Source organism: Nocardia sp. JMUB6875, assembly GCF_041154655.1.
GTDB lineage: Bacteria > Actinomycetota > Actinomycetes > Mycobacteriales > Mycobacteriaceae > Nocardia.
The window spans coordinates 39893-47045 of record NZ_BAAFGR010000047.1 but is presented as its reverse complement, the minus strand read 5'-3'; the positions used below and the strand labels follow the sequence as shown (position 1 = coordinate 47045).

General features: G+C 66.1%; 11 protein-coding genes and 4 tRNA genes. 4 read left to right on the top strand and 11 right to left on the bottom strand.

Annotation, left to right across the window (positions count from 1 at the left end; all coding sequences use genetic code 11):
- The 6 genes from ACAM49_RS14745 to ACAM49_RS14720 all read right to left on the bottom strand — a co-directional run.
- Positions 1-325 (bottom strand): hypothetical protein (locus ACAM49_RS14745; RefSeq protein WP_369636057.1); only part of this gene is annotated, 325 nt, incomplete at its 3' end.
- Between the two features lie 123 nt (positions 326-448).
- The gene (locus ACAM49_RS14740) at positions 449-1228 is read right to left on the bottom strand and encodes a hypothetical protein (RefSeq protein ID WP_369636056.1); all 780 of its coding nucleotides are present in this window, start codon (positions 1226-1228) and stop codon (positions 449-451) included.
- 104 nt (positions 1229-1332) lie between these two features.
- Positions 1333-1908: a chorismate mutase gene (locus tag ACAM49_RS14735; RefSeq protein WP_369636055.1), complete on the bottom strand. Its 576-nt coding sequence runs from the start codon at positions 1906-1908 to the stop codon at positions 1333-1335.
- 103 nt (positions 1909-2011) lie between these two features.
- Positions 2012-2086: transfer RNA gene (locus ACAM49_RS14730), tRNA-Val, on the bottom strand.
- Positions 2087-2113: 27 nt separating this feature from the next.
- Positions 2114-2184: transfer RNA gene (locus ACAM49_RS14725), tRNA-Cys, on the bottom strand.
- A gap of 23 nt (positions 2185-2207) precedes the next feature.
- Positions 2208-2280: transfer RNA gene (locus ACAM49_RS14720), tRNA-Gly, on the bottom strand.
- Positions 2281-2634: 354 nt separating this feature from the next.
- On the opposite strand from ACAM49_RS14720, the gene ACAM49_RS14715 reads away from it, so the two are divergent.
- A tRNA-Val gene (locus tag ACAM49_RS14715) sits at positions 2635-2709 on the top strand.
- A gap of 156 nt (positions 2710-2865) precedes the next feature.
- Positions 2866-3000 (top strand): hypothetical protein, encoded by a 135-nt coding sequence (locus ACAM49_RS14710; RefSeq protein ID WP_369636054.1) that lies wholly within the window; start codon positions 2866-2868, stop codon positions 2998-3000.
- Here ACAM49_RS14710 and ACAM49_RS14705 read toward each other — a convergent pair.
- The 3 genes from ACAM49_RS14705 to ACAM49_RS14695 form a co-directional block, all read right to left on the bottom strand.
- Positions 2997-3380, bottom strand: coding sequence for a hypothetical protein (locus ACAM49_RS14705; protein WP_369636053.1), 384 nt, complete (start codon positions 3378-3380; stop codon positions 2997-2999). The two genes, ACAM49_RS14710 and ACAM49_RS14705, sit on opposite strands and share 4 nt — an antisense overlap.
- A 247-nt stretch (positions 3381-3627) precedes the next feature.
- A complete protein-coding gene (locus ACAM49_RS14700) occupies positions 3628-4788 on the bottom strand; it encodes an FUSC family protein (protein WP_369636052.1) in 1161 nt (386 codons plus the stop codon).
- On the bottom strand, positions 4785-5369 hold the full coding sequence (locus ACAM49_RS14695; protein WP_369636051.1) for a cysteine hydrolase family protein: 585 nt from the start codon (positions 5367-5369) through the stop codon (positions 4785-4787). The genes ACAM49_RS14700 and ACAM49_RS14695 overlap by 4 nt, the downstream gene beginning before the upstream one ends.
- A gap of 100 nt (positions 5370-5469) precedes the next feature.
- Between ACAM49_RS14695 and ACAM49_RS14690 the strand changes: the two genes are divergently transcribed.
- Positions 5470-5910: a MarR family winged helix-turn-helix transcriptional regulator gene (locus ACAM49_RS14690; protein ID WP_369636050.1), complete on the top strand. Its 441-nt coding sequence runs from the start codon at positions 5470-5472 to the stop codon at positions 5908-5910.
- Positions 5911-6102: 192 nt separating this feature from the next.
- Positions 6103-6393, top strand: a complete 291-nt coding sequence (locus tag ACAM49_RS14685) for a putative quinol monooxygenase (RefSeq protein ID WP_369636049.1) — start codon at positions 6103-6105, stop codon at positions 6391-6393.
- A 279-nt stretch (positions 6394-6672) separates the two neighbouring features.
- Here ACAM49_RS14685 and ACAM49_RS14680 read toward each other — a convergent pair whose 3' ends face one another.
- Complete coding sequence (locus ACAM49_RS14680; RefSeq protein ID WP_369636048.1) at positions 6673-6891, bottom strand: hypothetical protein; 219 nt, start codon at positions 6889-6891, stop codon at positions 6673-6675.
- Positions 6892-6909: 18 nt separating this feature from the next.
- Positions 6910-7062, bottom strand: a complete 153-nt coding sequence (locus tag ACAM49_RS14675) for a hypothetical protein (protein ID WP_369636047.1) — start codon at positions 7060-7062, stop codon at positions 6910-6912.
- Positions 7063-7153: the final 91 nt, after the last annotated feature.

Genomic DNA, 7153 nt, shown 5'->3' with positions numbered 1-7153 from the left:
GGTCCGCCCCCGCCTGCTGGTGCGCCCCGTGCATCCGGTCGCGCTCGATGATCCGGGCGCACAGCCGCACCACGACATCCTCGAGCCCCATCCCCAGCGACTCCGCCCGCAGCTCCGCCATCTCCAGCGCCCACTCCCGGTCGATGGCCGAGGGATCGCTGAGCATCTCGTCCAGCGCCATCCCGTCGATCGCCTGCTCCCGGGTCAGATCCCACCCCGGCAGCCAGCTCAACGCCCACGCGCCACCGCCGGGACCCGGCACCAGGTGCGCGGTCTCGGGAGTGAGGTCGCTGGTGATCGCGCGACCGGATATGCGGAGCGCCATGGCCTTTCCAGTCTCTCGTCGGGATACTCCGAGTGAATGTACGACCGCAGCCTTACGACTCTCTATCGAATTCCTTACAGCCCGCCGTGCATGGAGGTCAGTGGTCATCCTCGCGGGGAGGACTCAGCTGTGTACGCCGGTCTCGGCGAGCACCTGGCGCAGGATGTGCTCGAGCCCGGTCAGCCGAACACCCAGGACATCGGCCTGCAAGATCTCCAGCACCTCATCGCGATCCGCGGGTCCGAGCGCCTGCGCGGCACCGGCCGAGGGGTCCGCGACAAGCCCGATCGACAGCATGCCGACGGTCAGCGGCCAGATGTCGTATCGCTGCGACAATCGCCCGGCGATATCGAGCGCACGCGCGCAGGCATAGGTGAGCGGAACGCCTTCCCAGGTCGCCGCGGCGTAATTGGCGGGATCCAGCACGACCCTGCCGGTGATGGTCTCCAAACCTCCGGTCCGCAACCACAATCGATACCACTGCCCCGCGGAGTCGGCCTGCATCAACGTGATCAGCAGTGCCTGGGTATCCAACGGCCGGGGCGCGAGCGCGGCACCGGTGGCCCGTAGCGCCAGATCCACGGTTCCGTGCACGGGCACGCCGGGCAGGATCGGCCGCAAAGCCGTGGATTCGCGTCCGACCAAGGACTTCGACGATGTCACAGCGGTTTTCGGTGTCGGTACCGCCTCGGACCCGGATCCACCCGACCCCCGCAGTACGGCTCTGGCCATCAGCACCACCGCGAGTCCCGCCACAGCCACGGCCAGCGTCACCCCACCGCTCGCCGCAACCTCCCGCAACCCGTCGAGCAACCCGAACAATCCGAGCATCCCGGCGAGAATCCCCACCGACATCAGGACCAGAATCGCAATGTCGCTCCCCGACAACGCCTTCTTCGCCATGCGTCCTCCCCCCGCCGCTCGATGCTACGCGCGCGCGGAAGGCCGAAACCATCGCCGAATAAACACCGGATAAGCGAGCCGACCAGTGCTTCAGCGGAATTCGGTCACGCCTCACACAGCGGCAGCGCGGCCCGGACCAGCGCGGCCTGATGGAGGAGATCCACGTGGCGCGCACCCGCGACGGCAAGCACGGTGCCGGTCAACCGTGCCGGACAGTCACCGCTCGCCAACTCGGCTCGCCGAGCGGACAATTCATCCACGATCCCGGTATTGGCGCGATCGATGACGGGCCGAATGCCCGCGAGATCCGTCGCTGGAACCGGAGCACTCACCAGTTGGCTGCGCCACTCCGCCACCAGTCCACGCTGCACCAGCTTGTTGGCCTCGATCTGCCCCTCGAACACCGCCCGCACCCACCCGGCCGGCAGCCCGCGTTCGACCCCGAGCGCACCCATCGCGTCATAGATCGCTGCCTCCCGCGCCGGATCATCGATCACCGGCTCCCCGCCATCCCGAACCGCCCCCGCCCACTTCACCGCGGCCACGGTGTCAGCGGTCTCGAGCCGATCCACAACCAACCCCACCAGCCGATCCAATGACTGTGCTTCCTGCGCGTGCGCCACCCCTTGACCCGCAACGAGCGCCACCGAAGCCGCGGCCACCGCAATCAATACCTTCATCAACTCGCCTCCCGGCAACGAGAAACTAGAGAAAGAGCCCGGCGAAAGTATGTCAGAAATGCAGAAAGGCCCGGCGGGAGCCGGGCCTGATCTGGATGAAACTTGGTGCGCGATACTGGGATTGAACCAGTGACCTCTTCCGTGTCAGGGAAGCGCTCTCCCGCTGAGCTAATCGCGCGGGTCTTCATGCTCTTCAATGAAGAAGAGGCGGCGACGGGAATCGAACCCGTGTGCACGGCTTTGCAGGCCGTTGCCTCACCACTCGGCCACACCGCCAAGCAGGCCGTGTTGGCCTCTCGAGCGGATGACGGGATTCGAACCCGCGACCCTCACCTTGGCAAGGTGATGCGCTACCAGCTGCGCTACATCCGCATTTCGTCCCGGGCGCCTCTCGGCTGTCCCGCTGACGAGGTAGAACATTAGCCGACTATCAGCGCAGGTAACAAATCGCCTGGTAGATGGGGGTAAATGTGAACTACAAAGGTGTAGTCCGCCGCGGCCTGGACGTGGGTCGTATTCATCCCACCCCACGACCCCTAACCGCCCATGGCCCGCGGGCGACCATCCGGTGAACCCCACGCGACACGACAGACCCGCCCGTCGCAGCCCCATTTTTCGCCCATACGCACGCGATTTGGTGCGACGCCGCAGATCTGTGTAAAGTTCTGTCTCGTTCGAAGCGCCGGAAACGCCGCCGAGAACACCGCCCACCAGGGCGGGAGCTACGGTTCTATAGCTCAGCGGGAGAGCACTCGCTTCACACGCGAGGGGTCGCTGGTTCGATCCCAGCTAGAACCACCATAAGGGGCTTATTCGAACCAGCGTTCGCTCGCTGGTCCGGGTAGGCCCCTTTTCGGCTTTCTCAATGACGAGCGGCCCTTGCAGGTCCGTTCAGCCTGATGAAGGTTGGGGCACAAGGGATTCGTCGCATCGGCCACCTGCGTCTCGATGAGCCCCATGATCATCTATGTAGAAGCGCTGAAAGACGGTCTCGGTGAGGAGGCGGCGCGCTTCAGTGCCTGCCGTGAGCGAATGAGCCCCGCACGCCTTCAGGAAGTGATTGGGCAGCTGGAGGATTGGGAGCTGTTCTAGTTGGACCGGCTGCTTGGCCTCCGGTCGCGCAGGTACCGGGTCGCTACCACCAGCAATGGGATCTGGAGCACCGCGTACATCGCGTGCCACGCGTAGTGATGCAGGGTCTGCTCGGGGTAGAACGGCCAGATCGGTAGCGGAAGCACGGACAGGGCACCGCCGACGAGGTTCAGCCAGCCCCATCCGAGCAATGCGATGGTGCAGGCGCGGCGCAGTGGCCGCACCGCCCATGCGGCCAGCAGCATCAGCAGTAGTGCGCCGGGCAGGGCGGACTCGGGCGACTGCGGTGTCTGGTGCGGCAGGTCGTTGACGTTGTGGAGGTAGAGGCCGAGCCACGACAACGCGGTGGCGAGCACGATCGGCAATGCGCCGGATCTCATACGTTCCATGCTAATTCGACGGCGCCTGCCGACGACACGGCGTCTGCACCACCACGGAGATCGCCCCCACCACCGAGTCGTCGATCACGGGTGGTGATGTAACCCAGGAGCTGGTGGTTCGTTTCGCTGAGCGCCGGAGTCGGCGGCGAGCCGGTCGAACGACAGCTCTACCCGGCTGTCAGTCGTGGCGGCTCAGGGGGCGGCTCGGAGCCGGACGGCCCGTGGCCGGCCGAACGCACCATCATGCCTATCGCGCGTTTCCCCGGGGGTAGCGGGTGGGCAGCAATTGCGGTCCGTGGGCCGTGGGTGAATTCCGAGGGCCATGGTCCGCTTCGCGGCCGGGCCACAACAGCAGGAGCGAGAGGGCGGCGAGTAGTGCGCCCAGCATGTTGTCGGTGAGTCGCTCGATGACATCGACCCAGCCGAGCCGGACGTCGAAATCGCTGAGCAGCAACAACACCGGTGTTGCGAAGATCGGCCAGAAGCCGTAGTTGAAGCCGCGCATCGGACGGGCGATGCCGCCGCAGACCGCGATGGCGATGGCCGCCGCGAACGGGGCGCCGGACGTGAACGCGAGTAATGCGGCGGTCAGGGTGCAGCCGGCGACCAGCCCGATCAAGCGCTTGACAATCCGTCCCCGGGTGTCGTCCCAGGTGGACCGCAACGTAGTGAGGATGCCGATCAGCATCCACTGGGCATGCGGCATGTGCACCAGGGCCGACGCGATGTAGGCCGTGGTGAAACAGACGGCCACCCGCAGGCCGTAGCGCACCCGGGGATCGCCCTCGGAGACCACTGTGCGCAGGCCCGCCCATGTGGGCCGGAGGCGGTCGTGGCATGACGCGGCATGCTCGCCACCGGACCTGGGCGCGTAGCTGCCGCCGAAGAACGGGATCAGCAGCACCGCGCTCGCCAGCAGCGCCCCGCCCAGGAAGCGCGAAAGATGCTGGACCGCAGCGATTCCGGGTTGCGGCGCGGTCCCCAGAATCATCGCGATGAGAGGAGTCACAGCGACCCCCGGCAGCGGCACGATCAACGACAGTGCGATCGCGGCGAGGGCGGTCGCCCAGACCCGGCCACCGACCAGCATGCCGAGCCCGGTGGCCGCTACGAGCATCGCGCTTTGGGTGAGCATTTGCCGGAACCTGCTGGGGAAGTCCGGTTTCGGCACGGTAAGCGTGGTGAACCAGGCCGCTACGGCTGCCTGCACTCCGGCCCCGGCATGCCCGGTGCCAACCCCGCCGATTATCGGAAGCCCGATCGCCAGTGCGCTGCCGAGCGCGAGGCGGCGGTCGTAGCGCGCCGGCGCCTCACGCGAGAGGTATATCGCCCACATCGAGCGCACCGAATGATCGGCCCGGTCGAGCAGTGCGGCCATCCGCTCCGGTGTTGCCCGGTCGGCGGTCATACGGCAGGCAGGGCCTCGTCCACCGTGGTGACGGTGGTGATGTGCCGGAGTACCGCGAGGCCGGACTCGTGCAGCTCCGGGCTCTCGGAAGAGGTTGCGTCGGCGAGGATTTCGACGATGAAGTCGCGGTCATGGGCCTCGCGGGCGGTGGCCTGGACGACCAGGTCGGTGGAGCAGCCCATCAGTAGGACACGCTCGATTCCCAGGGCGCGCAGCCGCAGTTCGAGATCGGTGTTGTAGAAGGCGCTGACTCGGTGCTTGACGATGACCGGCTCACCGGATTCCGGCGCGACCTCGTCGAGGAACTCGGTCGCCCAGGTGCCCAGTTGCAGCGACCCGTACTGCGGGGCTTGGCCCAGCAAGGGGGAAACCGTGGTGCCCTCGGCGTAGTCCGGGGAGAAACCGATGGCGACGTGCATGACCGGGATGCCCTGTGCGCGGGCGCGGGCCAGCGCGGTGGCCGCTCTGTCGATGGTGCCGCGCCGACGCGCCTCCTGCGGATAGCCGAAGGCGGCGAACTTGCCGTCCGGGTGAAGCAGCTCGTTGATCATGTCGAGGGACAGGAGGGCCGTCTTTGTCATCAGAGTCTCCGAAAGTTGCTTGAGATTAACTGTTGCGGCCACGAGCCTAACACAGCTAACTGATTCATATCAGCTAGCTGATAGATGTAAGCTTATTGTTATGAGCTCCTATGTACTCCCGCAGCGCCTGCTCGCCGCTCTCAAGAGCGCCGATACCCGTATCCGGGTGGCCAAGAACGCGGCCCTGGATGCGGCGGGACTCACCCATCCGCAGTTCACGGCGCTGCGGGTGCTGAGCGTGGATCCGGGGTTGACGGCAGCGGAGATCGCGCGGCGCTGCGAGGTCACCCCGCAGACCATGGCCGCACTGCTGCCGCGCATGGAGGCGGCGGGACTCGCGGAGCGCCACCGGAATCCCAGGACCGGCGCCGTCGAGGTCGTCCCCACCGCGGACGGGCGAGCCAAGTACGCCGAAGCGCTCGCGCAACTGGACCTCGTCGAGGCGAGCGTGGCGGCCGCATTGTCGGCGGCTGAGGCCGACCAGCTGTGCGATTTGCTGGAGCGCTGCGCGCAGGCTGCCAAGGCCGGGCGCAGCACCTGACGGCAGAAGCCGTGAATATGTGAGCGACTCAGCGGCAGTCCTGCCCACGTCGAGGGTAGGCATCGGCTGCCCAGGCTTCGGCTGGCTCTGGGTAAGCGACGGGGATCGCGCAAATATTGGCTTCGCTGCCGGTTACGACGGCATCGGGGTCCGAACAGCCCCTACCGCTCACTACATCGAGGACGAAATCCCATGTACCACATTGCTGTCCACTTCGAAGTCCCCGCCGACCGCCGCGAGGAGTTCATCGCCGTTGCCCGTGAGGATGCCGAAAAGTCGATTGCGAACGAACCCGGATCACTGCGCTTCGAAGTGATCGAGGACGCCGACAACCCGAACAAGATCTATCTGAATGAAGCCTATGCGGATGAGGCGGCATTCGACGTTCATCTGAATGGCCCATATGCCGCGAAGTTCTTCGAACTCATCCAAGGATGGGCGGTCGGCCCGACCTGGCTGATCAAGGGCACGCGTATCAGCTGACAGCCGCAGCCTGAGCCCTTGACGGAGCGTTGCCCGTACCGACTGGCTTGACCCGCAATTGCGGTCCGCGGGCCGTGGGGTGGTTCGGATTGATTAGCGTTAGTACCACCATAACGGGCTTATTCCAACCAGCGTTCGCTCGCGGGTGGGGGTAAGCCCCTTTCGGCCTGCTCTGGGATGGGGTGCCCGGCGCGCGCGGCCGGCGTCGTGGAGATCGCGTCAGCGACGTGGGCGGTCATCGGATTTCATCTTTCGGCGGCGTGGGTTCCACGGTGGCGGCTACTCGTGCCGGTCCCGCCAGCTCGGGTTGGTGCGGATATGCCTCGAGCCGCCGGCATGCTCGTCAAGGTCGCGGGCCGCCGGGGTGTCCTCGGGCTGTGGTTGATCGACAGCGCGCGGCAGGCCGGGATGCCGGTTGTCGGGCCTGCGGCGGTCCAGTCGGGCCATTCCGATTGCGCCGATGACGATTCCGGCGACCAGGGCGATGAAGGTGATCATGATGACTCCGGGGCGGGCTCAGTAGTAGTGGCGGCGGCCGATGGCGTGTCCGTTCATGCCCGCGAGCATCAGTAGTCCGCCGAGGACCAGCACCACGAGTCCGGCCACTGTCAGCAGCGGGATGACGAGGAAGTATCCGGCGATGAGTAGAGCGACTCCAAGAACGAGCATGGGAAACAACTGATTTCGGTAGTGCGTGAGGTGTCACGCGGGATCTGTAGAAGCCGAGGACGAGTCTCGGATCTCTGTCCTTTCAAGTACA

What these genes read in the sequence shown, in the direction of transcription:
- ACAM49_RS14695 (WP_369636051.1), bottom strand. Translation starts at nt 5,369, where the DNA reads ATGACAAAGACGGCCCTCCTGTCCCTCGACATGATCAACGAGCTGCTT.
- ACAM49_RS14710 (WP_369636054.1), top strand. Translation starts at nt 2,866, where the DNA reads ATGATCATCTATGTAGAAGCGCTGAAAGACGGTCTCGGTGAGGAGGCG.
- ACAM49_RS14685 (WP_369636049.1), top strand. Translation starts at nt 6,103, where the DNA reads ATGTACCACATTGCTGTCCACTTCGAAGTCCCCGCCGACCGCCGCGAG.
- ACAM49_RS14675 (WP_369636047.1), bottom strand. Translation starts at nt 7,062, where the DNA reads ATGCTCGTTCTTGGAGTCGCTCTACTCATCGCCGGATACTTCCTCGTC.
- ACAM49_RS14700 (WP_369636052.1), bottom strand. Translation starts at nt 4,788, where the DNA reads ATGACCGCCGACCGGGCAACACCGGAGCGGATGGCCGCACTGCTCGAC.
- ACAM49_RS14705 (WP_369636053.1), bottom strand. Translation starts at nt 3,380, where the DNA reads ATGAGATCCGGCGCATTGCCGATCGTGCTCGCCACCGCGTTGTCGTGG.
- ACAM49_RS14680 (WP_369636048.1), bottom strand. Translation starts at nt 6,891, where the DNA reads ATGATCACCTTCATCGCCCTGGTCGCCGGAATCGTCATCGGCGCAATC.
- ACAM49_RS14735 (WP_369636055.1), bottom strand. Translation starts at nt 1,908, where the DNA reads ATGAAGGTATTGATTGCGGTGGCCGCGGCTTCGGTGGCGCTCGTTGCG.
- ACAM49_RS14740 (WP_369636056.1), bottom strand. Translation starts at nt 1,228, where the DNA reads ATGGCGAAGAAGGCGTTGTCGGGGAGCGACATTGCGATTCTGGTCCTG.
- ACAM49_RS14690 (WP_369636050.1), top strand. Translation starts at nt 5,470, where the DNA reads ATGAGCTCCTATGTACTCCCGCAGCGCCTGCTCGCCGCTCTCAAGAGC.